Genomic DNA, 17,580 nt, shown 5'->3' on the forward strand with positions numbered 1-17,580 from the left:
TTTCGCTTATATACTCGTGACTTTGCTAACAGCAACCAGACGGATTTCATGTATCAACCTGTCGCTCTATTCATCGGCCTGCGCTACATGCGCGGGCGTGCAGCAGATCGCTTCGGTCGTTTTGTTTCCTGGCTTTCCACCATTGGCATTACTCTTGGGGTAATGGCGCTGGTCACGGTATTGTCGGTGATGAACGGCTTCGAGCGTGAGCTGCAAAATAATATTCTTGGCCTGATGCCTCAGGCCATTCTCTCGTCAGAGCAGGGTTCCCTGAACCCGCAAAAGCTGCCGGAAAACGCGGTGAAGCTGAACGGCGTCAATCGCATTGCTCCCCTGACAACGGGTGATGTGGTCCTGCAAAGTGCGCGTAGCGTGGCGGTTGGCGTCATGCTGGGCATCGATCCGGCGCAAAAAGATCCGCTTACGCCGTATTTGGTCAATGTGAAGCAAACCGATCTCGAGCCGGGTAAGTATAATGTCATCCTCGGCGAGCAGCTTGCCGGTCAGTTGGGCGTGAATCGTGGCGATCAAATCCGTGTGATGGTGCCGTCAGCCAGCCAGTTCACCCCGATGGGACGTCTGCCAAGCCAGCGTCTGTTCACGGTAATTGGTACTTTTGCCGCCAACAGCGAAGTCGATGGCTATCAGATGTTGACCAATATTCAGGATGCGTCGCGACTGATGCGCTACCCGGCGGGCAATATCACCGGCTGGCGCTTGTGGCTGAACGAGCCGCTGAAGGTCGATACGCTGAGCCAGCAAACGCTGCCGCAAGGCACCAAATGGCAGGACTGGCGTGAGCGTAAAGGTGAATTGTTCCAGGCTGTGCGGATGGAAAAAAACATGATGGGGCTGCTGTTGAGCCTGATCGTGGCGGTCGCGGCGTTTAATATTATTACCTCGCTGGGGCTGATGGTGATGGAAAAGCAAGGCGAAGTGGCGATTTTACAAACCCAGGGGCTCACGCCGCGGCAAATAATGATGGTGTTTATGGTGCAGGGGGCCAGCGCCGGGATTATTGGCGCGCTGCTGGGTGCCGTGCTGGGGGCGTTACTTGCCAGCCAGTTGAACAACCTGATGCCAATTATTGGGGCGTTGCTGGATGGTGCCGCGCTGCCGGTCGCTATTGAGCCGTTACAGGTTGTCGTCATTGCGCTGGTGGCCATGGCCATCGCGCTGCTGTCTACGCTTTATCCTTCCTGGCGCGCTGCCGCCACTCAACCCGCTGAGGCTTTACGTTATGAATAAAATCCTGTTGCAATGCGACAACCTGTGCAAACGCTATCAGGAAGGCACCGTGCAAACCGATGTGCTGCACGATGTTAGTTTTAGCGTCGGCGAAGGTGAAACGGTGGCGATTGTCGGCAGTTCTGGCTCCGGCAAGAGTACGTTGCTGCATCTGCTGGGCGGGCTGGATACGCCGACTTCAGGCGACGTCATTTTTAGCGGTCAGCCGATGAGTAAGCTCTCTTCCGCGGCAAAAGCGGAACTGCGTAATCAAAAGCTCGGCTTTATTTACCAGTTCCACCATCTGCTGCCGGATTTCACCGCGCTGGAAAACGTGGCGATGCCGCTGCTGATCGGCAAGAAAAAACCGGCAGAAATTACCGAACGTGCGCGCAATATGCTGAAAGCGGTAGGGTTGGATCATCGTGCCAGCCATCGCCCATCTGAACTGTCGGGCGGTGAGCGCCAGCGTGTGGCGATTGCCCGTGCTTTGGTGAATAACCCGCGCCTGGTACTTGCGGATGAGCCAACGGGTAACCTTGATGCACGTAACGCGGACAGTATTTTCGAACTTCTGGGTGAGTTGAACCGTTCTCAGGGGACGGCATTCCTGGTGGTGACCCACGATCTACAACTGGCGAAGCGCATGAGCCGCCAGCTTGAAATGCGCGATGGTCGCCTGACGGCTGAACTGAGCCTGATGGGAGCTGAGTAATGGCTGCGCCTTTATCATTATTGATTGGCTTGCGCTTTAGCCGTGGTCGGCGGCGTGGGGGCATGGTCTCGCTGATTTCTGTGATTTCTACCATCGGCATCGCGTTGGGTGTGGCGGTATTGATTGTTGGTTTGAGCGCAATGAACGGGTTTGAGCGCGAGCTGAACAACCGTATTCTTGCCGTCGTGCCGCACGGTGAGATTGAAGCGGTTAACCAGCCGTGGAATAACTGGCAGGAAGCACTGGATAAAGTGCAGAAGGTGCCAGGAATTGCCGCGGCGGCGCCTTATATCAACTTCACCGGGCTAGTGGAGAGTGGGGCAAACTTACGCGCGGTGCAGGTGAAAGGCGTCGATCCTAAACAGGAGCAACGTTTGAGCGCGCTGCCCACCTTCGTACAAAACCATGCCTGGGATAATTTCAAAGCCGGTGAGCAACAAATCATCATTGGCAAGGGGATTGCGGATGCGCTGAAGGTAAAGCAGGGTGACTGGGTGTCTATCATGATCCCCAACGCCAGCGCCGATCACAAGCTGATGCAACCCAAGCGCGTGCGTTTGCACGTTATTGGTATTCTGCAACTGAGCGGCCAGCTCGATCACAGCTTTGCCATGATCCCCATGATCGATGCCCAGCAGTATCTGGATATGGGGTCCAGCGTGTCCGGAATCGCACTGAAGGTTAACGACGTCTTTAATGCCAATAAGCTGGTCAGGGATGCGGGTGAAGTGACCAATAACTACGTTTACATTAAAAGCTGGATTGGTACTTACGGCTATATGTATCGTGATATTCAGATGATCCGCGCCATTATGTATCTGGCGATGGTGCTGGTGATTGGTGTCGCCTGTTTTAATATCGTTTCAACGTTAGTGATGGCGGTAAAAGACAAGAGCGGCGATATTGCGGTATTAAGAACGTTAGGCGCGAAAGATGGGCTGATCCGTGCCATTTTTGTCTGGTATGGCTTGCTGGCGGGTCTGTTTGGTAGCCTGATAGGCGTTGTTATTGGCGTGGTCGTTTCGTTGCAGCTAACGCCGATTATTAATGGTATCGAGGCGTTTATCGGCCATCAGTTCCTGTCCGGCGATATCTACTTCATTGATTTCCTGCCATCAGAATTACACTGGCTGGATGTCATTTACGTGCTGGTAACAGCATTAGCGCTGAGTCTGTTGGCGAGTTGGTATCCGGCGCGTCGCGCCAGCAATATTGACCCTGCGCGAGTGCTTAGCGGCCAGTAACAGCAATATATACACTAAAGCATTCATATTGCATCAAGGAGCGGAGATGTATTACGGATTTGACATCGGCGGAACCAAAATTGCGCTGGGCGTGTTTGATAAACAGCGTCGTTTGCAATGGGAAACGCGTGTCCCTACGCCGCGTGACAGCTATGAGGCTTTCCTTGATGCGGTTTGCAATCTGGTGAAGGAAGCAGACCAGCGGTTTGGCGTTAAAGGTTCGGTAGGCATTGGTATTCCCGGTATGCCAGAAACCGAAGACGGTACGCTGTATGCAGCCAACGTTCCCGCTGCCACTGGTAAACCTCTGCGCGCAGACCTTAGCGCGCGGCTGGACCGCGATGTACGCCTGGACAATGACGCCAACTGTTTTGCCCTCTCTGAAGCCTGGGACGACGAATTTACCCAGTACCCGCTAGTCATGGGATTAATCCTTGGGACGGGGGTTGGCGGTGGCCTGGTGCTTAACGGGAAATCCATCACCGGGCGCAGCTATATTACCGGTGAGTTTGGCCATATCCGCCTGCCGGTAGATGCGCTGACGCTGATGGGATTTGACTTCCCGCTTCGTCGCTGCGGATGCGGTCAGTTAGGATGTATCGAGAGCTACCTTTCCGGTGGCGGATTTGCATGGCTGTACCAGCATTACACCAATCAATCCCTGGATGCCCGTGAAATTATCGCGCTCTGGGAGCAGGGTGATGAACGTGCGCTTGCTCACGTCGAACGCTATCTCGATTTGCTGGCAGTTTGCCTGGGGAATATCCTGACTATCGTTGATCCGGATTTGGTGGTGATTGGCGGTGGTTTGTCGAATTTTACCGCGATAACGGCGCAACTGGCAGATCGCCTGCCACGCCATTTACTGCCGGTTGCCCGTGTGCCGCGTATTGAGCGGGCACGACACGGTGATGCGGGTGGAATGCGTGGAGCCGCTTTCCTACATCTTACCGATTAATACAAAGAGGTTGTTATGCTGTCGCGTCGGAGTCATCGGTTAAGCCGTTTTCGTAAAAATAAACGCCATATGCGCGATCGCCTGCGTCAACGGATCTTCTTCAGAGACAGAGTGGTGCCTGAATTGATGGAAAAACCAAGAGTATTAGTCCTGACGGGAGCGGGGATCTCCGCCGAGTCAGGTATTCGTACCTTCCGCGCTGCGGATGGCCTCTGGGAAGAACATCGGGTGGAAGACGTTGCGACCCCGGAAGGGTTTTCGCGTAATCCGGGTCTTGTCCAGTCGTTCTATAATGCGCGCCGCCACCAGCTACAGCAGTCTGAGATCCAACCCAACGCGGCGCATATCGCGCTGGCAAAACTCGAGGCGGAGTTGGGCGACCATTTTTTACTGGTCACGCAGAATATCGATAACCTGCATGAACGCGCGGGTAACCAGAACGTCATCCATATGCATGGCGAGCTGCTCAAAGTTCGCTGTTCGCAAAGCGGGCAGATTCTGGACTGGACGGGGGATGTCACCCCGGAAGATAAATGCCATTGCTGCCAGTTTCCGGCACCGTTACGCCCACACGTCGTGTGGTTTGGCGAAATGCCGCTGGGTATGGATGAAATCTATATGGCGCTGGCTATGGCGGATGTGTTCATTGCTATTGGCACGTCCGGCCATGTTTATCCGGCGGCAGGTTTTGTGCACGAAGCACGGCTGCACGGGGCGCATACGGTGGAGCTTAACCTTGAGCCGAGCCAGGTGGGCAGTGAGTTCGAAGAGAAGTATTACGGTCCGGCAAGCCAGGTGGTGCCTGAGTTTGTTGAGAAATTATTGAAAGGACTGTGATAGGTTTTGTGTTGCCGGGTAAGACGAAAACGCTACCCGGCAACATGCTGATTAGCGTCCTGCTTTCAGCTTCTGATAGTACTCTTCATAAATCGCACTGGCAGAGCCGACGTCGTTCTGCCACTCGCCTTTCTTAATGGTATCAGCGTCAGGATACAGCGTTTTATCATTGGCCACTTCCGGGCTGAGCAGTTTGCGTGCGGCCAGGTTTGGCGTCGGATAACCGATGGTTTCGGCCACTTCTTTCGCGACATCGGGGCGTAGCAGGAAGTTAATCAGCTTCAGCGCGCCTTCTTTGTTTTTGGCGTTCGCCGGAATAGACAGGCTGTCCATCCAGAAAATCCCGCCTTCTTTCGGCCACACGACTTCCAGCGGTGTGCCTGCCTGACGCGCGACAAACGCGGAGCCGTTCCACACCATCCCCAGATTGACTTCGCCTTCCATATACGGGTTTGCCGGGTTGTCTGAGTTAAACGCCGCGACGTTAGGCATCAGCTTCTTCAGCTCGTTATACGCGGCTTCAATCTCTTTCGGGTCGGTGGTGTTACCGGAGTAGCCCAGCTTACGCAGCGCCACCTGGAACACTTCGCGGGCATCATCGGTTAATAGCAGGCTGCCTTTGTATTCCGGTTTCCACAGGTCAGCCCAGCTGGTCACGGTTTTCGGGTCAATGGCATCGCTGTTGACGCCAATGGCCGTTGCCCCCCAGATATACGGGATCGAGTAGTCATTATTCGGATCAAACGGCTTGTTGAGCATTTCAGGATCGAGGTTGTTGAAGTGGGTGAGCTTCGTCTTATCAATCTTTTGGATCATGCCTTCTTTGCGCATTTTATCTACGTAATAGGTGGAAGGAACCACCAGATCGTAGGCGCCGTCTTTGTAGGTTTTGAGCTTGGCATACATGGTTTCGTTCGACTCGTAGGTCGAATAGATAACCTTAATGCCGGTCTCTTTGGTGAATTGTTCCAGCAGTCCTGGCGGAACGTACTCGGTCCAGTTATAGAAATAGAGCGTGTTGTTATCATTTGCGTGAGCGGCGCTCATGCCCAGTGCCAGAGCACCCGCCGCGAGCAGGTGGCGTGACCATTTTTTCATCATTTAACGTCCCCTGAATTAAGGGCCTTAGCGGCCCTTGGTTTTATCACGTGCAATAAGCTGGCTGGCGATGACCATAACCAGCGACAGAACCAACAAAATGGTCGCCAGCGCGTTCACCTCGGGTGAAACGCCGACTTTTACCATTGAGTAGATTTTTAATGGCAATATTTCATAACCCGGCCCGGTGACGAACGATGAAACGACAACGTCATCCATCGACAGGGTAAAGCTCAGTAACCAGCCCGCAGCAACCGCCGGCATCGCCAGCGGCAGAATGATTTTGCGCAGAATGGTGACCTCGCTGGCACCCAGATCTTTAGCGGCCTCCAGCATTCGTACGTCAAAGCCTTTCAGGCGTGAGTAAACCGTCACTACCACAAAAGGCAGACAGAAGGTGATATGCGAGAACAGCAGTGACCAGAAACCTAATTGAATACCGATCAGCATAAACAGTACCAGCAGAGAAATTGCCATCACGATATCCGGCGACATCATCACCACGAACAGCATGCCGCTGACAAACGGTTTGCCGCGAAAACGGTAGCGATAAAGCGCAACCGCCGTCAGCGAGCCAATCAGCGTGGCAAATGTTGCGGATAATACCGCCATGGTCAGCGAGTGCTGGGCTGCCTGCAGCAGGCTGTCGTTATTCATCAGCAGGCCGTACCATTTGGTGGTAAAGCCTTGCCAGTTAATGCCAAAGCGCGAGCTGTTGAAGGAGTTCACAATCAAAATGATGATTGGAATGTACAGATACGCGTAGATAGCGGTCATAAAACCGCCGCGGAGCAGTCGACCGATCATTCGAGTTCCACCTTCTTGTTCAGTAAGCGCGAAGCACGCCAGTAAACCAGTAGCATCAGGCCCATGACGATGGTCAGCGTGATACTGGTGGCGGCACCAAACGGCCAGTCGCGAATGTTCAGGAACTGAACTTTGATCACGTTACCAATCAGCAGGTTTTTCGCGCCGCCCATCAGGTCGGACACGTAAAACAGTCCCATAGCGGGTAGCATCACCAGCAGGCAACCGGCGATAATCCCCGGCATCGTCAGCGGAATAATGATGCGGGTAAAGGTCTGAAATTTGCTGGCACCCAGATCGCGCGCGGCTTCCAGTAGCGGCTTGTCCAGCTTCTCAATGCTGGAATAAAGCGGCATTACCATAAACGGCAGCAGAATGTAAACGAGGCCGATAATGACCGCACTGGGGGTGAACATGATACGAATGGGGGTATCAATGACCCCGAGCCACAGCAGAAACTCGTTGAGATAGCCTTTGGTACTGAGGAAAAGTTTGAGTCCGTAGATGCGAATAAGTGAGTTGGTCCAGAACGGAACAATCAGCAGGAATAGCAGCAGTGGACGCACCTTCTCCGGCAGTTTTACCAAAAACCAGGCAAACGGATAGCCGAGCACCAGGCAGGCGAATGTCGCAATCAGCGCCATATTGAGGGAGTGGATCAGTACCTCAAAATAGAGCGGATCGAGCAGGCGAGCGTAGTTTTCCAGCGTAAAGACCATTTTGACGAAATTCGCATCATCACGGGTCAAAAAGCTGGTGCCAATGATCATCAGGTTGGGCAGAAAGACAAATAACACAAGCCAACCGACAATGGTGACGATCACCACACTCTGGAATTTACTTGTGTTCTTCATCAGCCAGTACGACCTCCCAGCTTTCTACCCAGTTAATCGCCATTTTCTGGTCCAGAGAGTGATCGAAGTCAGGATCGTCTTCGTTGAAGAATTCGCTGACCATCACCATCTTGCCATTTTCCAGTTCAACAACCGACTCCAGCGTCATGCCTTTGTAGTTGCGCTCACGCACGTAGCCTATCAACCCTTCGACGTGGTTGTCATCGTTGATCTCATCCACGCGTAGATCTTCCGGACGCAACAGCACATGCAGTTTCTGTCCCGGTTCAACCGCGAAATTCACGTAGATGTTGCACTCGCGACCTTCAACGTTAGCACGAACGCGCTGTTCGTCCAGCCGCTCAATCACCGTCGCATTAAACATATTGATCTCACCGATGAACCCGGCGACGAACAGATTTTTTGGCTCTTCGTAAATTTCGCGCGGCGTGCCGTCCTGCTCAATTTTGCCGTCACGCATCACCACGATACGATCTGACATGGTCAGCGCTTCTTCCTGATCGTGAGTGACAAAGACAAAGGTGATACCAAGCTTACGCTGCAGCGCTTTCAGTTCGTTCTGCATCTGCTTGCGCAGCTTATAGTCCAGCGCAGAAAGCGATTCATCCAACAATAGTAAACGGGGTTTGTTGACCACCGCCCGGGCAATTGCCACACGCTGTTGCTGTCCACCGGAGAGTTGATGGGGTTTACGCTGGGCAAACTCTTCCAGTTGCACCATGCGCAAGGCTTCGGTGACGCGAGGTTGAATATCGGCTGCGGGGGTTTTTTGCATGCGTAAGCCAAAAGCCACATTTTCGAAAACGGTCATGTGGGGGAATAACGCATAGCTTTGGAATACGGTGTTCACGTAGCGGTTTTCCGCAGGTACGTGAGTAATGTCCTGGTTGTCCAGCATGATATGACCGGAATCAACCGTTTCCAGACCCGCAATCAGGCGTAGAACGGTTGTTTTACCGCAGCCAGAGGGGCCGAGCAGCGTGAGAAATTCGCCATTGTTGATGGTCAAATCCAGGCTGGAAATCACCTCTTTGCCATCGAAACTTTTGCGAATTCCCGCTAATTGCACCAGTGGAGAAAGCGAACGCGGTTGTTTATTCAATTTTTTACTCTGTCCCATGTAAACGCAACGGATGGCTGACCGCTGCGGGGTTTGTGGTTAACCACCTTGATGACTCTTAATGAGGGCCGTTATTCTACGGCAAACCATTGTAATCGCCAATCCTTGTTGCGAATTACTGACTTAGCCTTATAGTCAGAAGGGGTGTCAGGGAGAAATATTCTCACTTGCGGGGATAAAAGTGACCTGACGCAATATTTGTCTTTTCTTGCTTATTGATAATGTTGTCACGAAAAGTGAGGGTGACTGCATGGATAAACTACTTGAGCGTTTTTTACACTACGTGTCGCTGGACACCCAGTCCAAATCGGGTGTGCGGCAGGTACCCAGCACCGAGGGACAGTGGAAGTTATTACAGCTGCTCAAACAACAGCTTGAAGAAATGGGGCTGGTTAACGTTTCGCTAAGTGAGAAAGGAACGCTGATGGCGACGTTGCCTGCCAACGTTGCGGGTGATATTCCCCCGATTGGCTTCATTTCTCATGTCGATACCTCACCGGATTTCAGTGGCAAAAACGTCAATCCGCAAATTGTTGAAAACTACCGCGGGGGCGATATTGCGTTAGGCATTGGTGATGAAATTTTGTCGCCGGTGATGTTCCCTGTGTTACATCAACTTTTGGGACAAACGCTGATCACCACCGACGGTAAAACGCTGCTGGGCGCGGACGACAAAGCCGGGGTAGCGGAGATCATGACCGCGCTGGCCGTGTTGAAGCATAAAAACATTCCCCACGGTGATATTCGCGTGGCCTTTACCCCAGACGAAGAGGTTGGGAAAGGCGCGAAACACTTTGACGTTGCGGCATTTGATGCAAAGTGGGCCTACACCGTTGACGGTGGTGGCGTGGGCGAACTGGAGTTTGAAAACTTCAACGCGGCGTCGGTCAACATCAAAATCGTGGGTAACAATGTGCATCCAGGTACCGCAAAAGGCGTGATGGTGAATGCGCTGTCGCTGGCTGCCCGCATCCACGCTGAGGTTCCGGCAGATGAAAGCCCGGAGGCCACCGAAGGTTATGAAGGTTTTTACCACCTGGCGAGTATGAAAGGCAGCGTTGACCGGGCGGATATGCACTACATCATCCGCGATTTTGACCGTAAACAGTTTGAAGCGCGTAAACGTAAAATTATGGAGATCGCCAAAAAAGTCGGCAAAGGGTTACACCCGGACTGCTACATTGAACTGGTGATCGAAGACAGCTATTACAACATGCGCGAGAAAGTGATCGAGCATCCGCATGTGCTGGATATCGCCCAGCAGGCGATGCGCGACTGCGATATTGAACCTGTGCTGAAACCCATTCGCGGCGGTACCGACGGTGCGCAGCTCTCGTTTATGGGATTACCGTGCCCGAATCTGTTTACCGGCGGCTACAACTACCATGGTAAACATGAGTTTGTGACGCTGGAAGGGATGGAAAAAGCGGTGCAGGTGATTGTGCGTATTGCCGAGTTGACGGCGAAACAGCAGTAATAAGCCTGGCGTTAGATGCCGGATGCACGAAGCGTCATCCGGCATAACGACAATAATTACCCTTCGAAGAACCAGTATCCACTGTTGACCAGTGCGGCCAGCATGGCGAGGAAGGATGGATCTTCCAGCGCATCCTCAAAGTTCTCGGCTGTCAGCACGATATGGCTGGCCAGTGCCTCGAGGGCAGGGCGATGCGGTGAGTTAATCTTTTCACCGTTGACATAAACCTCGTCGCCGACGCGGATGACGCGTAATCCACCCAGACGTACCAGTACATCCCCTTGTTTCAGGGCATCGTAGATTTCGTCAGGCTGATAAGGCGGCTCCGGCGGGGCCACATCAAGTTCATGACGCGACTGAGAAATAAACTCACCAAACCACTGTTTGAAATGTTCAGGTTGATTAATCAGCCCCAGCATCATTTCACGCAGTTTATCCATTTCCTGTGGCAGAACATCCGCCGGATGGTCGCGCGGCGGCAGATCCGGATCGCTGTAATAGGTGCTGCCCAGTTCACGTTGCAGAACGTAATCGGCAAATCCGCTGATCAGTTCCCGCGTGTTTGGGGCGCGGAAACCCACTGAATAGTTCATCGCATTTTCCAGCGCGTAACCTTCGTGCGGGAATCCTGGTGGGATGTACAGAATATCACCCGGCTCCAGTTCTTCATCAATGATGGCTTCGAACGGATCAACCTGCAGCAGGTCAGGGTGCGGGCAATGTTGCTTCAGCTGGAGCTTTTCGCCCACGCGCCAGCGACGGCGGCCGGTACCCTGAATGATAAACACATCGTACTGATCCAGGTGCGGGCCAACGCCGCCGCCGGGTACGGAAAAGGAGATCATCAGGTCATCGATACGCCAGTCCGGTAATTCACGAAACGGACGCATCAACGCGGCGGTAGGCTCGTGCCAGTGATTAACGGCCTGGACCAGCAGCGACCAGTTGTTCTCTCCGAGATGATCATAGCTCTCGAAAGGACCATGGCTCACCTGCCATTTACCGTCCTGGTGGCTGACCAGTCGGCTGTCAACTTCGCTTTCCATCGCCAGCCCGGCCAGTTCATCAGGGGAAAGCGGATCGATAAAGTTATTAAAACCACGCTTTAAGACCACCGGGCGCTTTTGCCAGTGGCGTTCAAGAAAGTCGGGCCAGTTGAGGTTTAATTGGTATTCCATAATGAGCATCCGCAGGCTGTTGGTTGCTCCGATTATAACGGATGCTTAACCGGATAAGTGATGTCGGCACATAAATATTACAAACAGCTTACCCGTCCTTGTGCCCCGGATGCTGGCGGCCAAAAATAACCTCCATGCGTGCGCCGCCTAACAAGCTGTCGCCAGCGATAATCTGTCCGTCATACTGCTCGGTGATTTCGCGAGCGACCGCCAGCCCCACGCCTTGTCCGGGGCGTAAGGTATCCACACGCTGGCCGCGATCGAAGACCACTTCGCGTTTGGTTTGCGGAATGCCCGGACCATCATCCTCAACCAGAATATGCAGACTGTCGTCGGATAGCTGAGCGGAGATTTCGACAAACTCCAGACAGTATTTACAGGCGTTATCCAGCACGTTGCCCATGACTTCGACAAAATCATTTTGCTCGCCCACAAAGCTGATTTCGGGCGAGATATCGAGGCTGATAGTGACGCCTTTACGCTGATAGACCTTATTGAGGGCGGAGGTCAGCTTATCCAGCAAAGGGGCAACCGGGTGCAGTTCTCGACTAAGCAGGGCATTACCGCCACGCATACTGGCGCGATGCAGGTAATAGCCAATTTGCTGAGAAATGCGGCTGATTTGTTCCAGCATGACGGGCTCAGCATCACTGACGCTCATCTTTTCATTGCGCATCGAGCGCAGCGTGCTTTGCAAAACGGCCAGCGGTGTTTTCAGGCTGTGGGTGAGATCGGTTAAGGTGGTGCGGTATTTATCGTAACGCTCACGTTCACTTTTCAGTAGCCGGTTGAGGTTGCGTACCAGACTGGTCAGTTCACGCGTGGTGGCGGGATTGAGCATTTCACGGTGATGCTCCTCGAGTTCGCGGACTTCACGCGCCAGTGATTCAATAGGTCGTAAGCTCCACCAGGCCGCAACCCATAGCAGCGGAATGACTAACAGCAGATTGGCTACCAGAACATAGATAAACCAGCTCCAGACCATATACGAGCGCTTTAGCTCAATGGGGATAGTGTCGACGACGACAATAGTTAGCTGAGGCATGCGGGCAGTTGCAGGATAGATATTTACCGCCACGGAGTGGGTCATTTCGGCGTCGTTATCATCTTCTCTGACTTCCTGAAGCTGTTGTTGCACGGAATGATCTTCGCGCAGCAACGTACTGGTAGCATCGACATCAGCTTCTATTTCATGGAAACCATTCGTTTTTAACCAGTCCGGCTGAATACTGCGCAACAGCCAGGGAACATTGCGTTGTGCCCACAACAGTTTGCCATCTTCATCATAGATGAGAGACATGGTGGGGCTTTGCATATCGAGATGTTCCGGCAGTTCAACCTGCAGCTTGCCGCCTTCCCATTTCGCGAGCGTGTAAAACAGATTGCTTTCCCCGCGCAGCAGACGAAACGTTGTCTTATCAAAGCTCACGCTGTAACCCACCAGCGCAACCATGCCATAGGCTAATGAGAGCACCAGCACAACGCCTGCGGTCGCCAGTAAAAAGCGCAGACGCAGCGATAGCGGGAAGAAGTGACGCAATAATTTGTTCATTAGCGCAATTCGAAAAGGTAGCCCTGTCCACGCACGGTGGTGATCACGTCATCCGGATATTGCGCCTGAATTTTTTTGCGCAGACGTCCCATCAGCACATCGATAGTGTGGCTTTCACGCAGTTCTGCGTCTGGATAGAGTTGCAGCATCAGCGAATCTTTGCTGACCACTTTGCCGTTATTGCGGATCAGTGTCTCCATGATGGTGTATTCAAACGCGGTGAGTTTGATGACTTCGTCATTCACGGATAATTCGCGGCGAGAAAGGTCAACCTGAAAAGGCGGCAGCGAGATAATCTGCGAAGCCAGGCCACTGTTGCGCCGCATCAGTGCCTGCATCCGGGCGGCCACCTCTTCAATGTGGAAAGGTTTTGTCACGTAGTCATCTGCTCCGGCGCTGAGTACTTCCACCTTGTCCTGCCAGCCTTCGCGGGCGGTTAAGACCAGAATGGGGAGCGAGACTTCATTGCTGCGCCAGCGGCGGATCAGCGACAAGCCATCTTCATCGGGGAGCCCTAAGTCGACGATCGCAATATCCGGCAAATGTTCGTTAAGGTAATAATCTGCTTCCTTTGCATCCTCAGCATCATCAACCTGGTGGCCGGCATCCTGTAACTGAACCTTCAGGTGGTGACGTAATAAGGCATTATCCTCAACAACCAGTACGCGCATCTTCGTTTCTCCCTACATTAACGGTATGAATAGTTTAACGCTGATTATGTGGCTGTGGGGATAAACATTTAATAAACTAGTGGAAGGGACATGACCGCGGGCGATAAAAAGCCGGGTTGCGCTGATGGCGCTTACCCGGCTTATGTTAGCCATCCGGCAGAGAGCTGATTATTTCAGTTCATCAACCATGGTAATAGCGCGACCGATGTAATTGGCAGGCGTCATGGCTTTCAGACGCGTTTTCTCTTCTTCCGGCAGGGCCAGTCCGTCGATGAACTGCTTCATGCCTTCAGCATCAACGCGCTTGCCGCGGGTCAGCTCTTTCAGTTTCTCGTACGGTTTTTCAATGCCGTAGCGGCGCATTACGGTCTGGATCGGTTCTGCCAGTACTTCCCAGTTATGATCCAGCTCGTCCAGCAGATGATCGCGGTTCACTTCCAGTTTGCTCACGCCTTTCAGCGTGGACTGATAGGCGATCAGCGCATAGCCAATACCCACGCCCAGGTTACGCAGAACGGTAGAATCCGTCAGGTCGCGCTGCCAGCGAGAGACCGGCAGTTTGCTTGCCAGATGCTGCAGCACCGCGTTAGACAGGCCCAGATTACCTTCGGAGTTTTCGAAGTCAATTGGGTTAACTTTATGTGGCATGGTGGAAGAACCAATTTCACCGGCGATGGTTTTCTGTTTGAAGTGGTTCAGCGCCACATAACCCCAGACGTCACGGTCAAAATCGATCAGGATAGTGTTAAAACGCGCAACACAATCGAACAGCTCGGCAATGTAGTCGTGCGGCTCAATCTGCGTGGTGTATGGGTTCCACTGGATGCCCAGTGAGGTGACGAACTCTTCGCTGAACTGATGCCAGTCAACTTCCGGGTAAGCGGCGATGTGGGCGTTATAGTTACCCACGGCCCCGTTGATTTTACCGAGGATTTCAACCTGATTGAGCTGACGATATTGACGTTCCATACGGTACGCCACGTTTGCCATTTCTTTACCCAGTGTAGACGGCGTAGCGGGCTGGCCGTGGGTACGGGAGAGCAGGGGAATATCGCGATACTGTACGGACAGGTCTTTCACTGCGTCAATCAGCTTGCGCCAGTACGGCAGGATCACTTCGTCGCGCGCGGTTTTCAGCATCAGCGCATGAGACAGGTTATTGATGTCTTCTGAGGTACACGCGAAGTGGATAAACTCGGAAACGGCATGCAGTTCCGGGATATCCGCCACTTTTTCTTTCAGGAAATACTCAACGGCCTTCACGTCATGGTTGGTCGTACGCTCAATGGTTTTGATACGTGCAGCATCTTCTTCATTGAAGTTAGCGACGATCGTATCAAGGAAACCGATTGCGTCGGCAGCAAAAGCAGGAACTTCCTTGATCGCAGCGGTCGCGGCCAGTTTTTGCAGCCAGCGTACTTCAACCTGTACACGGAATTTCAGCAAACCGTATTCGCTGAAAATCCCGCGCAGCGCGCTGACTTTATCGCCGTAGCGTCCATCGACAGGGGAAACGGCGGTCAGTGAGGATAATTCCATAGATCACAACTCCGGGGTTAAATGAGCAAGAATTTGTTTAGCCTGAGTGGTCAGGCGATTACGAGAGAACATGAGTTGCAGACGGCCGCCGCCAACCTGATGCCAGAGCACGGCAGCACGAATGCCAGCCAGCAGCGAAGCGCGTACTTTGGCCTGAACCTGTGGGCTCTGAAGGATAGCTGGCGAGCCGGTAACCTGAATACGCGGGCCGAGTGGGCTGATGACGTCAACATAAATACCCGCCATCGCACTCATCAACGTTTCTGACTGCAAATCAAAATGGTCCAGCTGGCGCTGCAAGCCGTTGATACGGTCTCCCAGCGTGTCCATCGCGCCTTTGGCGGCTGACAGTTTACGCTCCAGCACCATCAGGCTTAACGTGTAGCGGGTGAGTTCCGCGTTCAACCCCTGGCGACTGCTGGCGTTCAGTACGCCGAGCAGCGTTTCAAGGCCAAGGCGCAGATTGGCTTCACTGCCGCCAAACACGCCCAGCGTGGAGCTGGGATTCATGTCGATGACACTGTTCAGTGAAACGTGTAGCGCATCGGCATCACAGTGCCCCTGGTGTGCCAGTTGCTGCACCAGGCGAGCCGACTGGCAAATGCCTGCCAGAGCGAGGGTGATGTCATAATAATTCTTTGCCACGTTCACTGCTTCCTTGTATTAGATATGTAGATAAATTATACCGGCAGTGGCAGGCGCTGCTCGATAATGCCGCCACCGAGGCACACTTCGCCGTTGTAAAAGACGGCCGACTGACCAGGCGTTACTGCCGCAACAGGCTCATCAAAAATCACTTCAATACGCTCAGCATCCAGCGCTTTAACAGTGCACGGAATGTCGGTCTGGCGATAGCGGGTTTTCACCGTGCAGCGCATTGTACCGGCGAACGGTTCGCGATCGACCCAGTGCAGCTGTTGCGCGATCAGGCCAACGGACATCAGACGCGGATGATCATGACCCTGAGCGACAACCAGAACATTGTTCTCAACGTCTTTATCGACGACATACCACGGATCTTCGGTCCCTTCTTTGGTTCCGCCGATCCCAAGGCCTTTACGTTGGCCCAGCGTGTGATACATCAGCCCTTGGTGCTGACCAATCTCTTCACCATCCACGGTGATGATTTTGCCTGGCTGAGCCGGCAGGTAACGGCCGAGAAACTCGCGGAATTTACGCTCACCAATAAAGCAGATGCCAGTAGAGTCTTTTTTCTTCGCGGTAATCAGACCCAGATCTTCGGCGATTTTACGCACCTGCGGTTTTTCCAGCTCACCGACCGGGAACAGGCTTTGCGCGATCTGCTCGTGGCCGAGCGTGTAGAGGAAATAGCTCTGATCTTTATTGCCATCGAGTCCACGCAGCAGGCGGCTTTTGCCGTCGACATCCGCTCGGCGCACGTAATGACCGGTAGCGATGTAATCGGCACCTAAATCTTCAGCGGCAAATTCGAGGAAGGCTTTAAACTTAATTTCTTTGTTGCACAGAATATCCGGGTTCGGCGTACGACCCGCTTTGTACTCTTCAAGGAACAGTTCAAAGACGTTGTCCCAATATTCTGCAGCAAAGTTGACGGTATGCAGTTCAATGCCGAGTTTGTCGCAGACGGCTTGCGCATCCGCAAGATCGGCGGCAGCGGTACAGTATTCCTCACCGTCGTCCTCTTCCCAGTTCTTCATGAACAGGCCTTCTACCTGATAACCCTGTTGTTGCAACAGCCAGGCAGAAACGGAGGAATCGACACCGCCGGACATGCCGACGATCACTTTTTTTGGGCTTTCAGACATAGGAATACTCACAACATTGAACTTCAAGGCGGCATATTCTATCACGCAGCCCTTTACTTGACACCCTCTGTAAACGGCCAGTTAAATTCTCCGATCATGGCCAGCGGATACCGTTGTCCGCTCTGATAACAGCGAATGCTTTCGGCAACCAGCGGTGAACGCAGGTTTGACGCTAAGAAAATCTCTTCTGCACTCACCCAGCGACAGCAGTCTATATCGCTGTCATGCGGTTCAGTAGCGCACATATTGGCAAGCTCAATAGAAAACAGAAAACGTAAAAAGGGCGTTCTGTCCGGCGCGATCCATTGATGCAGACGAATGAAGTGCTGCGGTTGCGCTTTGATGCCCGTTTCTTCCCACAGTTCGCGCGCGGCGGCTTGCACCAGAGTTTCATCCGCTTCCAGGTGCCCTGCAGGTTGATTCCACAAGACTTTGCCATTGATAGTTTCTTCGACAACTAAAAATTTATCTTCTGCATGCACAATGCAGGCGACGGTGACGTGCGGTTTGAACATG

At 53.1% G+C, this 17,580-nt stretch carries 17 protein-coding genes; 6 read left to right on the plus strand and 11 right to left on the minus strand.

All coding sequences use genetic code 11. The features are described 5' to 3' along the window. The first annotated feature begins 48 nt into the window (after positions 1–48). The 5 genes from lolC to cobB are packed head-to-tail and all read left to right on the plus strand — an operon-like array spanning position 49 to position 4,981. Positions 49–1,248 (plus strand): lipoprotein-releasing ABC transporter permease subunit LolC, encoded by a 1,200-nt coding sequence (lolC, locus tag JQ822_RS23205; RefSeq protein ID WP_213135407.1) that lies wholly within the window; start codon positions 49–51, stop codon positions 1,246–1,248. Then, entirely contained in the window at positions 1,241–1,942 is a 702-nt protein-coding gene (lolD, locus tag JQ822_RS23210) for a lipoprotein-releasing ABC transporter ATP-binding protein LolD (RefSeq protein ID WP_213135390.1), read from the plus strand. The genes lolC and lolD overlap by 8 nt, the downstream gene beginning before the upstream one ends. After that, positions 1,942–3,186 (plus strand): lipoprotein-releasing ABC transporter permease subunit LolE, encoded by a 1,245-nt coding sequence (gene lolE / locus JQ822_RS23215; protein ID WP_213135391.1) that lies wholly within the window; start codon positions 1,942–1,944, stop codon positions 3,184–3,186. Before lolD ends, lolE begins: the two co-directional genes overlap by 1 nt. A gap of 46 nt (positions 3,187–3,232) precedes the next feature. Further along, the gene (nagK, locus tag JQ822_RS23220) at positions 3,233–4,144 is read left to right on the plus strand and encodes an N-acetylglucosamine kinase (RefSeq protein ID WP_213135392.1); all 912 of its coding nucleotides are present in this window, start codon (positions 3,233–3,235) and stop codon (positions 4,142–4,144) included. A 15-nt stretch (positions 4,145–4,159) separates the two neighbouring features. Further along, entirely contained in the window at positions 4,160–4,981 is an 822-nt protein-coding gene (cobB, locus tag JQ822_RS23225) for a Sir2 family NAD+-dependent deacetylase (protein ID WP_213135393.1), read from the plus strand. Positions 4,982–5,032: 51 nt separating this feature from the next. Here cobB and potD read toward each other — a convergent pair whose 3' ends face one another. Genes potD through potA form a run of 4 tightly spaced genes read right to left on the minus strand, consistent with a single transcriptional unit; the run spans position 5,033 to position 8,860 of the window. Further along, a complete protein-coding gene (gene potD / locus JQ822_RS23230; protein WP_213135408.1) occupies positions 5,033–6,079 on the minus strand; it encodes a spermidine/putrescine ABC transporter substrate-binding protein PotD in 1,047 nt (348 codons plus the stop codon). Between the two features lie 27 nt (positions 6,080–6,106). Beyond that, entirely contained in the window at positions 6,107–6,886 is a 780-nt protein-coding gene (gene potC, locus JQ822_RS23235) for a spermidine/putrescine ABC transporter permease PotC (protein WP_003030794.1), read from the minus strand. Beyond that, complete coding sequence (gene potB / locus JQ822_RS23240; protein WP_213135394.1) at positions 6,883–7,740, minus strand: spermidine/putrescine ABC transporter permease PotB; 858 nt, start codon at positions 7,738–7,740, stop codon at positions 6,883–6,885. The genes potC and potB overlap by 4 nt, the downstream gene beginning before the upstream one ends. Beyond that, positions 7,724–8,860, minus strand: a complete 1,137-nt coding sequence (gene potA / locus JQ822_RS23245) for a spermidine/putrescine ABC transporter ATP-binding protein PotA (RefSeq protein ID WP_135321510.1) — start codon at positions 8,858–8,860, stop codon at positions 7,724–7,726. The genes potB and potA overlap by 17 nt, the downstream gene beginning before the upstream one ends. A 250-nt stretch (positions 8,861–9,110) precedes the next feature. Here potA and pepT point away from each other — a divergent pair, with 250 nt between their 5' ends. Then, the gene (gene pepT / locus JQ822_RS23250; RefSeq protein WP_213135395.1) at positions 9,111–10,337 is read left to right on the plus strand and encodes a peptidase T; all 1,227 of its coding nucleotides are present in this window, start codon (positions 9,111–9,113) and stop codon (positions 10,335–10,337) included. Positions 10,338–10,393: 56 nt separating this feature from the next. On the opposite strand, the gene roxA is transcribed toward pepT, so the two are convergent. From roxA to JQ822_RS23285, 7 genes are all read right to left on the minus strand, one after another. Beyond that, on the minus strand, positions 10,394–11,515 hold the full coding sequence (roxA, locus tag JQ822_RS23255; protein WP_213135396.1) for a [50S ribosomal protein L16]-arginine 3-hydroxylase: 1,122 nt from the start codon (positions 11,513–11,515) through the stop codon (positions 10,394–10,396). An 88-nt stretch (positions 11,516–11,603) separates the two neighbouring features. Next, positions 11,604–13,067 (minus strand): two-component system sensor histidine kinase PhoQ, encoded by a 1,464-nt coding sequence (gene phoQ / locus JQ822_RS23260; RefSeq protein WP_213135397.1) that lies wholly within the window; start codon positions 13,065–13,067, stop codon positions 11,604–11,606. Further along, positions 13,067–13,738: a two-component system response regulator PhoP gene (phoP, locus tag JQ822_RS23265; protein WP_213135398.1), complete on the minus strand. Its 672-nt coding sequence runs from the start codon at positions 13,736–13,738 to the stop codon at positions 13,067–13,069. The genes phoQ and phoP overlap by 1 nt, the downstream gene beginning before the upstream one ends. Before the next feature lie 168 nt (positions 13,739–13,906). Beyond that, entirely contained in the window at positions 13,907–15,277 is a 1,371-nt protein-coding gene (purB, locus tag JQ822_RS23270; RefSeq protein ID WP_213135399.1) for an adenylosuccinate lyase, read from the minus strand. A 3-nt stretch (positions 15,278–15,280) separates the two neighbouring features. Further along, a complete protein-coding gene (hflD, locus tag JQ822_RS23275) occupies positions 15,281–15,922 on the minus strand; it encodes a high frequency lysogenization protein HflD (RefSeq protein ID WP_045449571.1) in 642 nt (213 codons plus the stop codon). A 35-nt stretch (positions 15,923–15,957) separates the two neighbouring features. After that, positions 15,958–17,064 carry a tRNA 2-thiouridine(34) synthase MnmA gene (gene mnmA, locus JQ822_RS23280; protein ID WP_213135400.1) on the minus strand — a complete coding sequence of 369 codons (1,107 nt, stop codon included), beginning with the start codon at positions 17,062–17,064 and terminating at the stop codon, positions 15,958–15,960. Positions 17,065–17,117: 53 nt separating this feature from the next. Further along, positions 17,118–17,579, minus strand: coding sequence for an NUDIX hydrolase (locus tag JQ822_RS23285; protein WP_213135401.1), 462 nt, complete (start codon positions 17,577–17,579; stop codon positions 17,118–17,120). Position 17,580 lies beyond the last annotated feature (1 nt).

This window comes from Citrobacter sp. FP75, from assembly GCF_018342065.1.
In the GTDB taxonomy this organism is placed as follows: Bacteria; Pseudomonadota; Gammaproteobacteria; order Enterobacterales; family Enterobacteriaceae; genus Citrobacter.